At 70.1% G+C, this 16,619-nt stretch carries 15 protein-coding genes; 3 read left to right on the top strand and 12 right to left on the bottom strand.

Going from position 1 to position 16,619, the window contains the following annotated elements; genetic code table 11:
- From AB0J09_RS17510 to AB0J09_RS17500, 3 genes are all read right to left on the bottom strand, one after another.
- Positions 1–761 (bottom strand): ABC transporter permease (locus tag AB0J09_RS17510; RefSeq protein ID WP_360691363.1); only part of this gene is annotated, 761 nt, incomplete at its 3' end.
- Complete coding sequence (locus AB0J09_RS17505; protein WP_360691360.1) at positions 758–2,254, bottom strand: sugar ABC transporter ATP-binding protein; 1,497 nt, start codon at positions 2,252–2,254, stop codon at positions 758–760. The genes AB0J09_RS17505 and AB0J09_RS17510, both read right to left, overlap by 4 nt.
- Before the next feature lie 181 nt (positions 2,255–2,435).
- Positions 2,436–3,368 (bottom strand): AraC family transcriptional regulator, encoded by a 933-nt coding sequence (locus AB0J09_RS17500; protein WP_360691357.1) that lies wholly within the window; start codon positions 3,366–3,368, stop codon positions 2,436–2,438.
- An 88-nt stretch (positions 3,369–3,456) separates the two neighbouring features.
- Between AB0J09_RS17500 and AB0J09_RS17495 the strand changes: the two genes are divergently transcribed.
- Complete coding sequence (locus AB0J09_RS17495; protein ID WP_360691354.1) at positions 3,457–5,118, top strand: zinc-binding dehydrogenase; 1,662 nt, start codon at positions 3,457–3,459, stop codon at positions 5,116–5,118.
- Here the strand turns inward: AB0J09_RS17495 and AB0J09_RS17490 are convergent.
- The 3 genes from AB0J09_RS17490 to AB0J09_RS17480 form a co-directional block, all read right to left on the bottom strand.
- Positions 5,108–7,066, bottom strand: coding sequence for an acetoacetate--CoA ligase (locus AB0J09_RS17490; protein ID WP_360691350.1), 1,959 nt, complete (start codon positions 7,064–7,066; stop codon positions 5,108–5,110). The genes AB0J09_RS17495 and AB0J09_RS17490 overlap by 11 nt on opposite strands.
- A 58-nt stretch (positions 7,067–7,124) precedes the next feature.
- Positions 7,125–7,982 carry a serine hydrolase gene (locus AB0J09_RS17485; RefSeq protein WP_360691347.1) on the bottom strand — a complete coding sequence of 286 codons (858 nt, stop codon included), beginning with the start codon at positions 7,980–7,982 and terminating at the stop codon, positions 7,125–7,127.
- Positions 7,983–8,049: 67 nt separating this feature from the next.
- On the bottom strand, positions 8,050–8,967 hold the full coding sequence (locus tag AB0J09_RS17480) for a LysR family transcriptional regulator (RefSeq protein ID WP_360691344.1): 918 nt from the start codon (positions 8,965–8,967) through the stop codon (positions 8,050–8,052).
- Between the two features lie 180 nt (positions 8,968–9,147).
- Between AB0J09_RS17480 and AB0J09_RS17475 the strand changes: the two genes are divergently transcribed.
- Complete coding sequence (locus AB0J09_RS17475) at positions 9,148–10,629, top strand: penicillin-binding transpeptidase domain-containing protein (protein WP_360691340.1); 1,482 nt, start codon at positions 9,148–9,150, stop codon at positions 10,627–10,629.
- A gap of 377 nt (positions 10,630–11,006) precedes the next feature.
- Here AB0J09_RS17475 and AB0J09_RS17470 read toward each other — a convergent pair whose 3' ends face one another.
- From AB0J09_RS17470 to AB0J09_RS17450, 5 genes are all read right to left on the bottom strand, one after another.
- Positions 11,007–11,705, bottom strand: a complete 699-nt coding sequence (locus tag AB0J09_RS17470; protein ID WP_360691337.1) for a haloacid dehalogenase-like hydrolase — start codon at positions 11,703–11,705, stop codon at positions 11,007–11,009.
- Positions 11,706–11,885: 180 nt separating this feature from the next.
- Complete coding sequence (locus tag AB0J09_RS17465) at positions 11,886–12,512, bottom strand: HAD hydrolase-like protein (protein WP_360691334.1); 627 nt, start codon at positions 12,510–12,512, stop codon at positions 11,886–11,888.
- 93 nt (positions 12,513–12,605) lie between these two features.
- Positions 12,606–13,055, bottom strand: a complete 450-nt coding sequence (locus AB0J09_RS17460) for a DUF2690 domain-containing protein (RefSeq protein WP_360691331.1) — start codon at positions 13,053–13,055, stop codon at positions 12,606–12,608.
- Between the two features lie 104 nt (positions 13,056–13,159).
- A complete protein-coding gene (locus AB0J09_RS17455; protein ID WP_360691328.1) occupies positions 13,160–13,666 on the bottom strand; it encodes a hypothetical protein in 507 nt (168 codons plus the stop codon).
- A gap of 44 nt (positions 13,667–13,710) precedes the next feature.
- Positions 13,711–14,358, bottom strand: coding sequence for an HAD family phosphatase (locus tag AB0J09_RS17450; protein ID WP_360691325.1), 648 nt, complete (start codon positions 14,356–14,358; stop codon positions 13,711–13,713).
- 142 nt (positions 14,359–14,500) lie between these two features.
- Here AB0J09_RS17450 and AB0J09_RS17445 point away from each other — a divergent pair, with 142 nt between their 5' ends.
- Positions 14,501–15,295, top strand: a complete 795-nt coding sequence (locus AB0J09_RS17445; RefSeq protein ID WP_360691322.1) for a F0F1 ATP synthase subunit A — start codon at positions 14,501–14,503, stop codon at positions 15,293–15,295.
- On the opposite strand, the gene nagZ is transcribed toward AB0J09_RS17445, so the two are convergent.
- Complete coding sequence (gene nagZ / locus AB0J09_RS17440) at positions 15,292–16,566, bottom strand: beta-N-acetylhexosaminidase (protein WP_360691318.1); 1,275 nt, start codon at positions 16,564–16,566, stop codon at positions 15,292–15,294. The genes AB0J09_RS17445 and nagZ overlap by 4 nt on opposite strands.
- Between the last annotated feature and the right edge of the window lie 53 nt (positions 16,567–16,619).

Below are 16,619 nucleotides of genomic sequence, written 5' to 3'. Positions count from 1 at the left end.
ACGGTGCCGAAGCGGGCCGCCCACATGACCCCGGCCAGCCCTGCCAGCGCCCCGTTGGCCACGAACGCCGCGACGATCCGGCGCCGCACCCTGATCCCGGCCAGCACCGCCGCCTCGGGGTTGGAGCCGATGGCGTACAGCTCGCGGCCGGAGCGCAGGTTGCCCAGCATCCAGCCGACCACCGCCAGCACGGCCAGGGCGATCAGGGCGAGCAGCGGCACGCCGAGCACCGAGCGCGTCCCCAGGGACAGGAAGCCCTCGGGCATGTCGGCCGCGTTCACCTGGCGCCCGCCGGCCCAGGCGAAGTCGATGCCGCGGAAGGCGTACAGGGTGCCGAGCGTGGCCACCAGCGCGGGCACCTTCGCCGCCCCCACGAGCAGCCCGTTGACCGCTCCGCACAAAGCGCCGAGCAGCACGCACCCGGCGATCACGACCGCGACCGGCACGCCCGGATGGTCGGCCAGGATCAGCGCGCCTCCGAACGCCGACAGGCCCACCACGGAGCTGACGGACAGGTCGACGTTCCTGGTGATGACCACGAGCGTCTGGCCGACGGCGAGCATGGCGACGATGGCGGAGTTCAGCAGGATGTCGCGGAGGCTGGCGTAGGTGAGGAACGACGGGTTGACGGCGCCCGTGACGCCGAAGAGGGCGCCGAGCGCGACGACGATGCCCAGCTCGCGCACCCGGGCGACCCGGTCCACCAGCCGCCGGCTCCCGTTGCGCCTGGCGGTCTCGGGTCTGGCGGCGGTCACGGTCACGCGACGCTCCTTCCGGTGGCGGCGGCCATCACGCTCTCCTCGGTCGCGTCCGCACGGGCGAGCTCCGCCACCAGCCGCCCCTCGTGCATGACCAGGACCCTGTCGGCCATCCCCAGCACCTCGGGCAGCTCGGACGAGATCATCAGCACCGCCACCCCGTTCCCGGCCAGCTCCGACAGCAGCCGGTGCACCTCGGCCTTGGTGGCCACGTCGATCCCGCGGGTCGGTTCGTCCACGATGAGCACCGACGGCTTGCGTGCCAGCCACTTGGCCAGCACGACCTTCTGCTGGTTGCCGCCGGACAGCACGTTCACTTGGTCCGTCAGCCGCCCGAACTTCAGCCGCAGTCGCACCGCCCAGTCCTTGGCCCGCTCCCGTTCGGCCGGCCGGGAGATCAGCGGCCCTCTGCGTACGGCGGCCAGCCCGGCGAGCCCGATGTTGCGTTCGATGGACAGGTCCATGACGAGCCCCTGCTGCCGCCGGTCCTCGGGCACCAGCGCCAGTCCGGCCGCCATGGCCGCCGTGGGGCTGGCGGGCCGCAGCCGCTTGCCGTCCACCTCGACGCTGCCCGCGTCCCACCGGTCGATGCCGAACACGGCCCTGGCCACCTCGCTGCGCCCGGCTCCGACGAGCCCGGCCAGCGCGACGATCTCGCCCCGCCGCACCTCGAAGGAAACGTCGGTGAAGACGCCTTCGCGGGTGAGCCTGCCTACCTTCAGCGCCACCTCGCCGCGGGACGTCTCCTGCTTGGGGAACAGGGCGTCCAGCTCCCTGCCGACCATGCGCCGTACCAGGTCGTCGGGGGTGATCTCGGTGATCAGGTCCTCGGCGACGTACGCGCCGTCGCGCAGGGTGGTGACCCGCCGGCACAGCTCGAAGATCTCCTCCAGCCTGTGCGAGATGAACAGCAGCGCGCAGCCTTGCGAGCGCAGCGTCCTCGCGACGCCGAACAGCCGGGCGACCTCCGTGCCCGACAGGGCGGCGGTCGGCTCGTCCATGATGAGCACCCGCGCCTGCCGCGACAGCGCCTTGGCGATCTCCACGAGCTGCTGGTCGGCGATCGACAGGCCGCGGGCCGGCTGGTCGGGGTCGAGGTGCACGCCCAGCCTGGCGAACAGCTCGGCGGCGCTCGCACGCATGGCCCGCCGGTCGATGCCGAGGCGACCGCGGGGCTGGCGGCCCATGAAGATGTTCTCCATGACCGACAAATCGGGGAAGAGGGTCGGCTCCTGATAGATGACCGCGACCCCGGCCCGCTGCGCGTCCGCGGGCCCGCCGAACTCCACCGGCTCGCCGTCCAGCAGGATCCGCCCCGAGTCCGGCCGGTGCACGCCGGAGAGGATCTTCACGAGCGTCGACTTGCCCGCGCCGTTCTCCCCGGCGAGCGCGTGCACCTCGCCGGGGAAGAGCTCCAGAGAGACCTCGCGTACGGCGCGCACCGCGCCGAACGCCTTGCTGACCTGTGAGAGGGACAGAACGGGAGTCTCTTCCATTGCCGCACTCCCGGCAAAATCGTTTTAAGAGATGGGAGGGACGCTAATTCAGCGAGTGGTTGACCGTCAATGGCCGGTTAATACGAGATTTCCGAGCAGTGGATCTCCGTACGGAAATTGTTACGTTTTAAGCCATTCACTCGCGGGCAAGAAACACGCCCAGTGCCACCGCCCGTGAAGGTCACCCCGCTGGGCAGACCTCGCGGCGGTACCTGCCCGGCGCCACGTCGTACTCCCGTTTGAAGGCGTTGGCGAAGGCGAACTCCGAGGTGTAACCGACCTTGGCGGCGATCTGGCCCAGCGGGGCGTCGGACTCCCGCATGAGGCGGGCCGCCGTCGCCAGGCGCCACCAGGTGATGTACGTGAGCGGCGGCCGGCCGACCAGCGCGCTGAAGCGACGGGAGAAGGCGGCCCTCGACAGCCCCGCCCGCGCGCCCAGCTCCTCGACCGTCCACGGGTGAGCCGGATCCCTGTGGATGTCGTCCAGCGCCGCGCTGATGCCGGGATCCGCCAACGCCTCGGTCCACCCGCCGACGGAGCAGTGGCCGTGCTCCCCCTGGAACCAGGCCCGCAGGATGTAGAGCAGGAGCAGGTCGAGCAGGGACGACACCACCGTGTCGGCGCCCAGCCGCGGACGCTGGATCTCGGCCCCCAGAGCCTCGACCGCGGCACGCAGCTCGCTGTGCAGACCGAGCCGGGCGGGCAGGTGGATCATGTCTGGCAGCTCGCGCAGGATCGGATGGGCCCGGCTCGGGTCGAGCCGGTAGCCGCCGCACAGCAGGACTGCGGACACGGGGCCGTCGACCGGCGCGTCGGCGAACAGGCCGGGCCCGTCGTCCAGCGGGTCGCAGTCGGGCTCGGCCAGCGGGGTGGACGGCGAGTCGGCCATGGCGTAGCCGTGACCGTGGGGGAAGAAGACCACGTCGCCCATCGACAGCGCGATCGGATCGCCGTCCGGCGGGATCAGCCAGCCCGCTCCTCGCAGGACCACCTGGAATCCGGCGGAGCCGGGCACGGAGGGGAAGCGCTGCCCCCAGGGCGCACGCCACTCCACACGGGCCGAGCGGGGGCTGCCGGTGCGCATGAGGGCGATCACGTCGCTGAGCACATCCATGGTGAAAGCCTAGAGGAAGACGATCGCGTATGAAATCAACGCCGATGACGCATTGGTTGTCTCGTTGCCGACCTCTACGGTGGCCTGCATGAGAACAGTATTGGTCACAGGCGAGACCGGCACGGTCGGCAGGCAGGTGGCGGCGCAGTTGAGGGAGGCCGGGGCCGAGGTCAGGCCCTTCAGCAGGGCCGTGGGCGACCTGGCGGACCCAGGGTCGCTGCCGCTCGACGGGGTGGAGTCGGTGTTCCTGGTGTGGCCGTTCGCCACGGCGGAAGGGGCGGGGGCGCTGATCGACGCGATCGCCGGCCGGGCGCGCCGCGTGGTCTACCTCTCCTCCGCCGCGGTGCGCGGCCACGAACGCGAGATCGAGCGGCTGATCGAGGAGTCGGGGCTGGAGTGGACGTTCCTGCGCCCGCACGCCTTCGCGGCCAACGCCCTGCGCTGGGCCGCGCAGGTGCGGGCGGGTGTGGTGCGCGGTTCGTACGGCCTGGCCGCCATGCCCGTGGTGCACGAGGCGGACGTGGCGGCGGTCGCCGTGCGGGCGCTGCTGGACGGCGGGCACCACGGCGCCGTCCACGAGCTGACCGGCCCGGAGCCGATCACCCAGGCCGACCAGGTACGCGTCATTTCCGAAATCGTGAAATTTCCGGCCAGCTGGGAGGAGGTCCCCCCGCATCACACCCGTGAGGAGCTGCTGGCCAGGGGCTGGCCCCCGCAGGCGGTGGACGGCGTCCTCCGGGCCCAGGCAGACCTGGCCGCCCGCCCGGCCACCGCCACCTCGACGGTGAAGGAGGTCACCAAGACCCCGCCTCGCACGTTCGCCACCTGGGTGGCGGAGCACGCGGCGGCGTTCAGCACCGCCCCCAAGCCCGAGACCATGCCGGCCGCCCGCATCCACGAATACGGCGACGCGATCCGCTACGACCGGATCCCGACGCCGCGTCCGGGCCCCGGCGAGGTGCTCATCGAGGTGGCCGCCACCTCCTTCAACCCGTCGGAGGTCGGCCTGCGCGCGGGCCTTCTACGCGAGGTGCTCCCGGTGAGCCTGCCGCACACGCTCGGCTGGGACGTCTCAGGCACGGTCGCCGAGCTCGGCGAGGGCGTGACGGGCCTGGCCCCGGGCGACCGCGTGTTCGGGCAGGTGGACGGCGCCGCCGCCGGATACACGGCCGTGCCCGCGAGCATGCTGGCCAGGGCGCCGGAGAGCGTCCCGCTCGCTCACGCGGCCGCCATCCCGGTGGCCGGGCTCACCGCCTGGCAGGCGGTCCACGAGCACGCCCGCGTCACCCGGGGGCAGCGCGTGCTGATCAACGGGGCGGGCGGCGGGGTCGGCATGTTCGCCGTCCAGTTCGCCAAGCTGGCGGGGGCGACCGTGTTCGCCACGGCGAGCCCGCGCAGCGCGGCCGCGGTCAAGCGGCACGGCGCCGACGAGGTGATCGACTACACGACCACGCCGCTCCCCGGCGACATGGACGTGGTGCTGAACCTGGCCGCGCTCCCCTACGAGGACGCCGCCGCCCTGGCCGCCCTCGGGCGCACGGTGATCACGATCGCCACCCCGATCGAGGGCGGCACCCACTTCGTGGCCCGCAACGACCCGGCTCAGCTGGCCGAGTTCGCCGCCCTGATCGACCGGGGCGAGCTCGCGATCGAGATCGCCGAGTCCCACCCGCTGACCGAGCTGCACGAGGTGCACCGCCGGGCAGAGGAAGGCCGCACCCGAGGCAAGATCATCCTGCTCACGGCGTGAAGTGGCGCAGCACCTCCGGGTTGGCCATGGCGTCGGGGTTGGCCGCCTCCTCGACGGGCGTGCCCAGCAGGATCTTGCGTACGGGCACCTCCAGCTTCTTCCCTGACAAGGTGCGGGGAATGCCGGGGACGGCGTGGATCTCGTTGGGCACGTGACGCGGTGACAACTCCTTGCGGAGGGCGTCGCAGAGGGCGCGTTCGAGCGGCTCCGTGAGCGTCGCGCCCTCGGCGAGCGTCACGTACAGCAGCAGCCGTCCTTCCTGCCCGAGTTGCCCGGTGTCGATCACGAGGCTGTCGGCGATCTCGTCGAACCGTTCGACCACCCGGTAGAACTCGCTCGTGCCCATCCGGACGCCGCCCCGGTTGAGCGTCGAGTCGGAGCGGCCGTAGATCACGCAGCTGCCGTCCTCGTTGATCTTGATCCAGTCGCCGTGCCGCCACACGCCCGGATAGACGTCGAAGTAGCTCTCGAAGTAGCGCCGGCCGTCGGGGTCGTTCCAGAACTTCACCGGCATCGACGGCATCGGCGCGGTCAGCACCAGCTCGCCCACCTCGCCGACGACCGGCTTCCCGGCGATGTCGTACGAGTCCACCTTCGCCCCCAGCGACCGGCACGGGATGATCCCCGCCCTGATCGGGTGGAGCACGCTCGCCCCGACGAACCCCGTGCACACGTCCGTGCCCCCGGAGAAGGACCCCAGGGGGATCCCGGGCAGCTCGGTGGCCACCCACTCGAACCCCTCCGGCGGCAGCGGCGACCCGGTCGAGCCGAGGCCGCGCAGCCGCTCCAGCCCATCGGGGTGGATCCCGGCCTTCAGCGAGGCCATGATGTACGGCGCCCCGACCCCGAAGTAGGTCGCCTCCTCCGTGGCGGCGATCCGCCACAGCGCGGCCGGCGACGGATAGGTGGCCGCGCCGTCGTACAGCACCGGCATGGCCCCCACCAGCAGAGCGCCGATGAGGTAGTTCCACATCATCCAGCCCGTGGTGGTGTACCAGAAGAACACATCGCCCTCGCCCACGTCCTGGTGGAAGGCGAGCGACTTGAGATGCTCCAGCACGATGCCGCCGTGGCCGTGCACGATCGGCTTGGGCAGTCCGGTCGTCCCGCTGGAGTAGAGGATCCACAGCGGGTGGTCGAACGGCACCCGCTCGAACTCCAGCGGCCCCTCCTCGGCCCGCAGCCCCTCCCAGCCGATCACCTCGCCGTGCGGCACCTCCCGGGTGCGCGCCTCGGCAGGCTCGGCCTGCTGGGGCGCACGGCCCTCGTCGAGCGCCGCCAGGTACGGGATCCACACGGTCGCGCGCAGCGTGGGCAGCTGGGCGGCGATCTCGTTGACGGCGTCGGAGCGGTCGTACGTCTTGCCGTTGTAGTGGTAGCCGTCGACCGCGATGAGCACCTTGGGCTCGATCTGCTTGAACCTGTCGACGATGCTCGGCACCCCGAAGTCAGGCGAGCCGGCCGACCAGATCGCGCCCAGCGAGGCGGTCGCCAGGAAGGCGATCAGGGCCTGCGGGATGCTCGGCAGGTAGGCCGCCACCCGGTCGCCGCGCCGCACGCCGAGCCGGACCAGCCCCGCGCGGACGCGGGCCACCTCCTCGCGCAGCTCATCCCGGGTCAGCTCCTGGCGGGCGCCGTCCTCGGACACGAACACCACAGCGGTGCCCTCGGTCCGGCGCAGTGCGTTCTCGGCGTAGTTGAGCGAGCTCCCCTCGAACCACCTGGCGCCCGGCATGGTCCCTGAGATGACGGGCCCGTCGCCACGCTCCCCGATCACGTCGAAGTAGTCCCAGACCGACGTCCAGAACTCCTCGGGGCGCTCGACGGACCACCGCCACACGTCCTCATAGGGTCCCGACCGCCCCAGCCACTCCAGGTAGTGGGTCAGCCTGGCCTTCGCGACCACCTCTTCGCTCGGCTCCCAGAGAAGCGCGCCCTCAGCAACCATGTGCCCCATCCTGTCGCCCGTTCGAGGGAAAGTCACACCCGGCCTTCCACATAACTTGCTATCTCCGTAGGTGGTCCACCGCCATACGCGCCGCCGTGCCGATCACCGCGTCGGCACGCGGCTGGTTGAGCGCGGTGCTGAAGGACCGGGTGCACACGGCCACCGCGTAGCGCCGGCCGTCGGGGTATTCGACGACGCCCGACTCGCTGCGCAGCGTGGGCAGCGTGCCGGTCTTGCCGCTGACCGCGACGTCGTCGTACGGGAAGCCGGAGGCCAGCCGGTGCGGCCACACCTGCATGTTGAGCACGCCCCGCATCCAGGCGCACGACTCCTCCGAGGCCGCCTCGTCCCGCCAGATCAGCCCGAACAGCCTGGCCAGCTCGCGAGGGGTGGACCGGTTCGTCCGCGCGGGGTCGAGCACGCTCAGCCGCGCGAGGTCCTCGGGATCCACGTACGGCCACCCGTGCCCAGTGTCGACGCCCATGCTGTCGTTGAGCTCCCGGCAACTCTGCGTCACCCGCGTCCCGTGGAGCCCGAACCCCGCCAGCACGGCGTTGACCGCGTCGAACCCCACCAGCTCCAGCAGCACATCGGCCGAGGTGTTGTCGCTCACCGTGATCATCAGGTACGCCAGGTCGCGCAGCGAGATCGTCACGTCGTCGAGCATCGCCGAGATCCCCGTCGGCCCCGGCACCCGGTCACCGGCCGTCACGGTCACCCGTTCGGAGAGATCCAGCAGCCCGGCGTCGGCCTGCCGGCACAGCGCCACCAGCAGCGGCACCTTGAACATCGACGCCGAGGGCAGCGGCTCGTCCGGCCCGTGCCCCACCTCTCGCCCCGAATCGATGTCGGCGGCATACAGCCAGCCGGTCACGCCCGCCGTGCGGAACAGCGCGTCGAAGTCGGGCGTGCTCATGCGCCCTCCTTCGTCGGACGCATGAGCACGACGTGGCTGTGTCTGATTGTTCGCTCGCTGCGCTCACTCATGCCAGCATCCCCGGCCGGCGGCTGACCCGCCGCACGGACACCGCGCCCTCGTCCGTCATCCCGGCGCTCTCCTTCAACGTACGTACGGCCACGGCCGAGAAGTCGTTGACCGTGTTCGCCGCCACGCGCCAGGCGGTGGAGACCCGGCACGTGATCGGCGAGCCTAGCAGCGGCCGCCAGGCCAGTCCCGGGAGCTCCACCTTCGGGCCGAACGCCACCGCCGCCCCCGCCAGCACCAGGCCGAGCCCGGCGCCCTCGTGCACCTGCACGGGCACGTAGCCGTGGCGGCGGCACTCCACGAGCATCTCCGTGTGCAGCCCCGGCTCGCCCTCCTTGGGCGGCATCAGCAGCTCGCGGCCTGCCAGATCGGCCAGGTGCACCTCGCCGACGCCGGTGAGCGGATCCCCCTCGGCCAGCAGCACGCCCTGCGCCTGCACGAGAACCTGGCCGAACCGCAGGCCGGGCGCGGAGACCGGATGGCGAACCAGGCCGACGTCGATGGTCCCCTCCGCCAGCGCCGTCACCTGGTCGGCGGTCCAGATCTCGGCGGGCGCGAGACGTACGTCGGGATTGGTCTCGCGGAAACCCGCGACCAGGGCGGCGATCACGGCGGCGGCCAGGTCGGGCGGGACGCCGACCTTGAGCACCGCACCCTCGCCCTGCCTGGCCAGCTCGTGCAGCCGATCCACTCTGGCCACGATCTCGCGGGCCTCGCCCAGGAGCAGCCTGCCTGCCTCGGTGAGCCGTACCTGGCGGGCGGAGCGGTCGAACAGCCGCACGCCGAGCTCTTCCTCCAGGCGCTTGATGCGCTGGCTGAGCGGCGGCTGCGCCATGCCGAGGCGGATGGCGGCGTTGCCGAAGTGGAGTTCCTCCGCGACCACGGCGAAGTAGCGGAGATGTCGAACGAGGTCCACGACCAGCCACTATATCCACATATATATCTTTGAGGCGCTCATATCAGTATTGGACACCCCTGCCACTGCTCTGGTGTCCTCTGCCTCATGGCACCACAAAGGGGGACAATGTACGCACGGCGCCGCCGATGGCCGTGGATCCTTCCGGCACTCCTGGTTCCGGTCGTGGCGGCAGGAGGCGTGATCTGGGCACTGCGCACGGAGGGCTCGCCAGTGGAGACGGCCGACAAGTATCTGGCGGCGTGGTCGGACCAGGACTATGCGGGGATGCGCGCCCTGGTGGCCGACCCGCCCGCCGACTTCGAGACCTGGCACCGCCGCTTCCGCACAGACCTCAAGCTCACCGGAGCGGATTTCTACCGCCCCAGGCCGACGGGGGTCTTCGCCTCCTACGGAGACGAGATCGGCTTCAACGCCAAGCTGACCGGCCAGCACGACTGGGACTACGGCGGCGAGCTCAAGCTCGTCGAACGCGACCGCACGTGGAAGGTGGCCTGGACACCGGCGACCATCCACCCGCTGCTCAAGCAGGGCCGCTCGCTGCGCGTCATCACGCAGCAGGGCGACCCTCTGCAGGTCCTGGCCGCCGACGGCACCCCGATCAACACCCCGTCCGCACCCGGATCGGTGCAGCAGCTCGTGGAGGGCATCAAGCAGACGTTCCCCGACCGCTTCAAGTCGCAGGACCGCACCCGGATCGACCTCTACGAGGGGGACAAGCCCATCCAAACGGTCGTCCGTGCGGGCGGATACCGCCCGCTCCAGACCACCATCGATCTGAAGGTCCACCAGGCGGGAGCCAAGGCCCTGGAGGGCGTCTCCCAGCCCGCGTCCCTGGTGGCCCTCCGGGCCTCGACCGGCGAGATCCTCGCCGTGGTGAACAAGCCGGGCGGCTTCAACCGGGCGCTGCTCGGCAAGTATCCGCCCGGCTCGACGTTCAAGGTCGTGACGGCCTCCGCGCTGGTCGCGGACGGGACCGAGCCGTCCCGCCAAGTCACGTGCCCCGCCGAGAAGAACATCGGCGGCTTCCCCTTCCACAACGCGGACTTCGAGGACTTCGGCACGCTGTCGTTCGAGGAGGCGTTCGCGCATTCGTGCAACACGACGTTCGGGGAGATGAGCGTGGCCCGGCTGAACGGCGGCCGCCTGGCACAGGTCGCCCGCAGCTTCGGCTTCGGCACCCCGATCACCCCCGGCGTCCCCGCCGTCCGCGCCGAGTTCCCCGACCCGAAGGACGACACGGACCTGGCCTCCGCCTCGATCGGCCAGGGCCGCGTCCTGGCCAGCCCGCTCAACATGGCCTCGGTCGCGGCCGCCATCGCCTCAGGCGCGTGGATAGCGCCCAGCCTCGTCAAGGAGGAGCTGATCCCAGACGCCCAGCCGACCAACCCGCACCCGCTGGAGGAGGGCGTGGTGGCTGCCCTGCGCAAACTCATGCCCGCCGTCGTCACCGAAGGCACCGCCCACGCGGTCCGCTTCCCCAAGGGCACGGCCGGCAAGACGGGCACCGCGGAGTACGGCTCAGGCAAGGAGCCCCCGACCCACTCGTGGTTCATCGGCTACCGAGGCGACCTGGCCTTCGCCGTCATCGCCGAGGGCGCCGGCCCAGGCGCCACCGTAGCCGCCCCAGCCGCCGCCCGCTTCCTCACCGCCCTCTCTTAACCGCATCCCAACCACCTCCCCGTCCACGAGCGGGGAGCACGGAGGCACGGCGCTGGAACACGAGCTCCCGGGCGCGAAGGGAGCTGCGCGGAGGGGAAGGGCGTCACCCGCCACAACGCACACACCGGCCGCGCCGCGTCGGGGGGACGTGGTGCGGTGGGGGCCGGCGCAATGCGGTCGGCGCCCATGCCGGGCCACGGTGCCGGTCCAAGGTCTCGCTCGTCACGGCGAGCGCCTCGTGAGCCTTCACGACCGGCCATGACAGACGGAAACCACCGACGGCGCGTGCGGTTACCTTGGCCCCGCCGTAACGGATGGGCTTGGAAACGGCCGTAACGGATGGGCTTGGAAACGGAACCGCAACCAAAGGGGATGATTCAGAGGGCTCGCGCAGAGGAGAGGCTCGCCACGGCGGCGACGACTTCGGAGGCGTTGGAGAGGTCGGGCAGGACCAAGTCGGCGCCGGCGTCGCGCAGTTCGGCGGCCATGGAGCGCCCGGAGGCGACCCCGATCATCGCGGCCCCGCCGATCTTGGCGGCCTGTACGTCGCGCGTGGAGTCCCCGATCACCACGGTGTTGGCCGCGGTGAACGGCGTGCCGAGGCGCTGTTTGGCGCGCGACTGCGCCACCTGCAGCAGCGTCGCCTTGGGGTAGACCTCCTCGCCGTATCCCCCCAGCGCGAAGTCGATGTGCTTGTCCAGCCCGAACGCCTTGAGCTTGTGCACGGCGTTGCTCTTGATGGTGCCGGTCAGCACCGTCTGGATCACGCCGTCGAGCCGGGACACCGCCTTCAGCGCGTCCTTGGCCCCCGGCATCATCCGCCCCTCCTTGGCCAGCCGCCCGCGACGGTCGGCGAAGGCCATGGCGAGCGCCGACAGGAACTTGGGCAGGTGGTCGTCCTCGGCCTGGATGCCGTTGACGGCGAGCGTCTCGAAGACGATCTCGGAGTCCGGGCGGCCCATCGGGGGCACGAGCTTGACCAGCGGTCGCCCGGTCACGAAGCGGAACGCCTCGGCGTAGGCGTCCCTGGTCACGATGGCGACGTCGACCAGCGTCAGGTCGATGTTCCAGAGCACAAGGCGGTTGATGGCAGCCTCCAGGGGGGTGACGCTGCATAGCGTACGACGGGCCGCTGCTCGAGTCCGGGCCTTGAGCGATAAGGGTACGGCCAACGCCCGGCTCGGTTCGGGCCTGAGCGATTAAAGCATGGGGCAATGCGAGCCCTGATAAAAGCACAGGCTGACGAAACGAAGGCCTTACGCGTAGTCGAGCGCGTCGGAGAGGGTGTCGACCACGGGAAGGCCGGTGCCCTCCAGGTCGGCCCTGGTGGTCATCCCGCCCGTGTAGAGCACCGCCTTGGCCCCCACATGCTTGGCGGCGAGCCCGTCGTCCACGCTGTCGCCGATCACCAGGATCTCCCCGGGGTCCACCCCGATGGCCGCGATGTGCGCCATCATGTGGACGGCCTTCTCGCCGCCCGTGGTCCCCAGCAGCCCGTCGACCCTCTTGAAGTGCCCCGTGATGCCGAACGACTCGACCTTGGGCACCAGGTGGGCGTGCGGCGCCATCGAGCAGAGCGACTGGGTGCCCGTCCAGTTCGTCAGGACGAACTCGGCGTCATCGGCCAGCCCGCAGGCCTCGCTCAGCCGGAAGTAGTGCTCGTGGAACCCGTCGTCCAGCAGCTCCCACTCGCCCTCGGCCAGGGGACGGCCGAGCATCCGCTCGTAGGCGACCCAGATGGGCCGGGTGTAGACCGCGCGGAAGCCGTCCGCGGTCATCACAGGAAGCGCGTACGGCTTGAATACTTCGTTGGTGGCCCCTACCACGGCGTCGATGTCGTGGAAGAGCGTGCCGTTCCAATCCCAGATGATGTGCTTCGTCATGTTGCGACAAGCTTAGACGGCACGCGTGACATTCCGATGAACGCCCAGGGCAGGGGCCGCGACCATCCGGCCACGGCCCCCGGCGAAGAAAAGCTAGTCGCAGGCCCTGGTGGTGCTGCCGGAGGCGTTCTGACCGCCGCGGCCGCCATTCCACTGGAGCGAGACGGTGCCGTAGGCGCACATGTTGTTGGCCTCGACCATGTTGCCCCAGTGCCGGCCCTTGTTGCCCGCCTTGAACCGGAACTGGTCATACCGCTTGTCTGCGGCGTAGACGCTGATGGTGCCGGTCGCCGAGGAGGACGATCTGATCTCCACCCAGTTGGTCTTGCACTTGAAGGACCACCACAGCTTGATCGTCCCGACCTTTTCCACACGGCTCTTGATGTCGGCCGTCCGCACCACCTTGGCCGAGTTCCAGCAGCCCGACTTGGCCGGGTCCTGGTGGTCGTACGGATGCGGCTTGGCCTGCGCGTTCGCGGGGGCGACCGCCAGCAGGGCCGCTGCCAAGGCGCCCACGGCGGTGGCCGCGACTCGAAGCTTCACTTGGGACCGACTCCTTGCGTCCGACGGACAGTGCTGCGTCGCGACCCTAGCGAGGCCCGGCTCCGGATGTTCAAGGAAGTGTGATCGATGTGACACCACCGTTATCAGCGCAGGAGGTCGGGGATCTCCTGCGTGGCGTACCACATGAGCTCGTGCGCCTCGGCCCCGTCCACGGTGAATCTCGCGTCGTCGTCGCCCTCGTCGGCGGCGGGCAGCGCGGCGATGGCGGCCTCGATGTCGGGGATGGCCTCGTGGTCGTCGATGTGCACTGCGGCCACCTTGGCCAGCGGGATCGAGTCGGCGAGGCGTACTCGCGCCCGTTCCTCCAGATCGACCCCCGCGGAGACCGAGCGGTCGGGCACCTCGGCGGCGACCACCACGCGCCGCGGCGCTGCCTCGACGCCGTCGGCGAGGTCGGCGGCCAGCATCCGCAGCGAGGCGCGGGCCGCCTCGGTGAGCGCCACGTATTCGAGCTCCTCGGTGTCACCCGAGGCATACCACTCGGTCAGCGCGGGGGTCACCGCGTAGCCGGTCAGCGGGGCCGGGCCCAACTCTCCTACCTCGACCGCTGTGGCCAGGGCCGGGAGAGTGCACGGCAGATAGACGCGCATGACGAACCTTTCGTGCTTTCTGGCCGAGCTCCGCCCGGCGTGCTCTATCTTGCCCGTCGCAACGTCAGACGGAGGAGAGTCTCGAGTTCCGCGATGGTCGAGTCCGCGTCTCTGTGGTGAATGCCGGCGATGCCGAGCGCGCGGGCGGCAAGGATGTTGGCCTCGATGTCGTCGACGAGCACGCATTCCTCGCCGCCGAGGCCGATCAGGTCGAGCGCGTGGTGGAAGATGCGGGGCTCGGGTTTGCGCATGCCGACCTCGCCGGAGATCACGACCGCGTCGAAGACCTCGTCCCAGTCGTCACGGGGATACTCGTTTGACCAGGAGTTAGAGAGCAAACACGTTTTGACACCATTTTTCCGTACGTCGCGGAGCATCTCGTACATAGCGTCAACTCGTTCGAATCCCGCGAACATCCGGGTGAGCAGCCCTTCGGCCAAGGGCGGCACGCCGTCCAGGGTCAGCAGCCTGGCGGCGAGGTCACGCTCGAAAGCGGCGCCGTCGATCTCGCCCCTCTCCAGCGCGTGGACGACACTCTCGCCGTCGCCGTGGTAGGCGTGGTCGACCATCTCCCGCATCACCTCGCGGTAGTGGTCGCCGTCGATCCTGTCGGCCACGATCCAGCGCGTGATGGCGTCCGAAAGGCCGGTCGTCAGCACCCCGCCCCAGTCGATGAGCACACCCGTAAGCACCGTTCCAGGGTAGAGCAGCCCCGGATGCCTCCTTTACACCGACCGAGCGTTTGATAATCGACAAAACCCCACAAAAAGAATGTCCGAAATATCCCGTTAAGGTGATCCTCCAGCGATAGGTCGCTACCCAGAAAGGACCGCCGTGCGGACGACGATCCTGATCACCTCCCCTGACCGATGGAAAGCCCCAGGCCTGGAACTCTTCGAGTTCCCGCCGATCTTCCCCGGCGGTCCGGAATGGCTCACCAAACCGGTGCTCATCGCCCTGCTCAGCTCGGCTGTCGCCATCGCCGTGTGCTGGGCCGCGTTCGCCAAGCCGAAGATCATCCCACGCGGCTGGCAGAGCATCGGCGAGTACGCGTACGTGTTCGTGCGCGAGCAGATCGCCAAGCCCAACCTCGGCAAGGACTCCGACCGCTGGATGGGCTTCCTCCTCACGGTCTTCCTGACCGTGCTCATCTGGAACCTGATGGGCATCATCCCGCTCATCCAGTTCCCCCTGGCCGCGCACATCGCCTTCCCCCTGGTGCTGGCGCTCACCGTGTACGGCATCAAGGTCTACCTGGGCGTCCGCCACCACGGCGTACGCGGCTACCTGAGGGGCATCGTGCACCTGCCCGGCCTGCCGGGCTGGGCGTACGGGCTCTACGCCCCGATGATCCTGGCCGAGGTGTTCCTCACGTCGCTGTTCACCCACTTCATGCGGCTGTTCGCGAACATGTTCGCCGGCCACGTCCTCGTGGCCTTCTTCAGCTCGGTGGGCTTCTGGTTCCTGTTCGAGCGGCTCACCCTGCTGGGCGCGGGCCTCGGCGTCGTCGGCGTGCTGGTGACGATCGTGATGACCGCGTTCGAGATGTTCATCCAGTTCCTGCAGGCGTTCCTGTTCGCCATGCTGGCTGGGATGTTCATCGCCAGCGGGCTGCGCGGCGAGCACTAACGCGTGACGCGGGCGGCCAGCCTGCGGTGCTCCGCGGAGCGCAGCACGCCGGCCGCCTCGTCCGCGTCGGCCACGGGGGCCTTGACCAGGAATCCCCTGTTCTGCCTGAGCGTGAGCAGCCGGGTGACCGACTGGTCGAGCCGCTGCTGCGAGATCCGCCCCGACTTCACCGCCGCCACCACCGCCTGATACGCCTTGGGCAGGTCGTTCGGCATGAGCAGCAGGTCGGCCCCGGCCAGGACGGCCCGCACCGCGATCTCCCCGTCGTTGTACTTCTTGCGCACACCCTCCATGTTGAGCGCGTCGGTGGAGATCACGCCCTTGAAGCCGAGCTTCTGCCTGAGCAGGCCGGTCAGGATGGGCTTGGACAGCGTGGCCGGGTCTCCCGACGGGTCCAGCTTGGGGAAGACGATGTGGGCGCTCATCACGGCGTCCACCCCCGCACCGATCGCGGCCTTGAACGGCGGCGCGTCGATCCGCTCCCACTGGGCCTTCGTGTGCTTGATCACAGGTAGCCCGGTGTGGCTGTCGACGTTGGTGTCGCCGTGGCCGGGGAAGTGCTTGGCGGTGGCGGCCACCTTCGCCTCGCCGAACCCCTTGACCGCCGCCGCCACCATCTTCGCCACCCGTGCCGGGTCGTCGCCGTAGGCCCGGCGGCCGATGACCGGGTTGTTAGGGTTCACGTTCACGTCGGCGACCGGGGCGAAGTCGAGGTTGACGCCGAGCGCGCGCAGCTCCTCGCCGGTGGCCTCGGCCACGGCCCGCGCCCGGTCGGGGTCCTTGGTCGCGCCGATCTCGGCGGCGCCGGGGAAGTCGGTCATCAGCGCGGACATCCTGGCCACCAGGCCGTTCTCCTGGTCGGTGCCGATCAGGAGCGGGACGTCCTTGGACGCCTTCTGCAGGCCGTTGGTGAGGCCGACGACCTGGCCGACGCCCTTGATGTTGTGCGGGAAGAGGATCACGCCGCCGAGGTGGTACTTGGCGATGACCTTGGCCGGGGTGCCGGCGCCGTACCTGGCCTGGTTCTCGCCTGACACCGTGTCGGCCGCGGCGCCGTACAGGACGGGCATGAAGAGCTGGCCGACCTTCTCCTCGACGTTCATCTTCGACAGGGCGCGCTCGACGGAGTCCGCCTGGGCCTGCGGCGGGCTCTGCGGGGTCGTGGTCTGCGCGGGCGGCGCGGCCTTGCCTCCGGTGGGAGTCGCGCCCGCCGAGTCGCAGGCGGTGAGAGCGATCGCGAGGAGGCCTGCCGTACCGATCCGTCGAAGCATGCCTCCAAAGGTATCCATGCGATGACCCGGGTGAGACCGCCCTTTTACCAAAC

The organism is Nonomuraea sp. NPDC049784, from assembly GCF_040659615.1.
In the GTDB taxonomy this organism is placed as follows: domain Bacteria; phylum Actinomycetota; class Actinomycetes; order Streptosporangiales; family Streptosporangiaceae; genus Nonomuraea.
The sequence above is the reverse complement of the archived record's forward strand: the minus strand, read 5'-3'. Positions and strand labels throughout refer to the sequence as shown.

Bases quoted from the DNA above. Each gene is read 5' to 3' on its own strand.
- nagZ (WP_360691318.1), bottom strand. From the start codon at position 16,566: ATGCTTCGACGGATCGGTACGGCAGGCCTCCTCGCGATCGCTCTCACC.
- AB0J09_RS17455 (WP_360691328.1), bottom strand. From the start codon at position 13,666: ATGCGCGTCTATCTGCCGTGCACTCTCCCGGCCCTGGCCACAGCGGTC.
- AB0J09_RS17505 (WP_360691360.1), bottom strand. From the start codon at position 2,254: ATGGAAGAGACTCCCGTTCTGTCCCTCTCACAGGTCAGCAAGGCGTTC.
- AB0J09_RS17465 (WP_360691334.1), bottom strand. From the start codon at position 12,512: ATGACGAAGCACATCATCTGGGATTGGAACGGCACGCTCTTCCACGAC.
- AB0J09_RS17485 (WP_360691347.1), bottom strand. From the start codon at position 7,982: ATGAGCACGCCCGACTTCGACGCGCTGTTCCGCACGGCGGGCGTGACC.
- AB0J09_RS17490 (WP_360691350.1), bottom strand. From the start codon at position 7,066: ATGGTTGCTGAGGGCGCGCTTCTCTGGGAGCCGAGCGAAGAGGTGGTC.
- AB0J09_RS17495 (WP_360691354.1), top strand. From the start codon at position 3,457: ATGAGAACAGTATTGGTCACAGGCGAGACCGGCACGGTCGGCAGGCAG.
- AB0J09_RS17500 (WP_360691357.1), bottom strand. From the start codon at position 3,368: ATGGATGTGCTCAGCGACGTGATCGCCCTCATGCGCACCGGCAGCCCC.